1 rRNA gene is annotated in these 294 nt (G+C 55.4%); it reads right to left on the reverse strand.

Features of this window, described 5'->3' with window-relative positions:
* A 23S ribosomal RNA gene (locus BHE89_RS00750) occupies positions 1–294 on the reverse strand; the annotation flags it as partial.

Here is a 294-nt window from a genome sequence, read left to right on the forward strand (position 1 = left end):
TTTCCTGGAAGCAGGGCATCAATTGCTTCACCACCTTAGTGGTTCGTCATCACACCTCAGCATTAAGTGACCGGATTTGCCTAATCACTCTGCCTACATGCTTGAACCGGGACGACCGTCGCCCGGACAACCTAGCCTTCTCCGTTCCCCCATCGCAGTTACCACCAGTACGGGAATATTAACCCGTTTCCCATCGACTACGCTTTCAGCCTCGCCTTAGGGGTCGACTCACCCTGCCCCGATTAACGTTGGACAGGAACCCTTGGTCTTCCGGCGTGCGGGTTTTTCACCCGC

The sequence above is a fragment of the Shigella sp. FC1967 genome, assembly GCF_001743005.1.
Taxonomy (GTDB): Bacteria; Pseudomonadota; Gammaproteobacteria; order Enterobacterales; family Enterobacteriaceae; genus Proteus.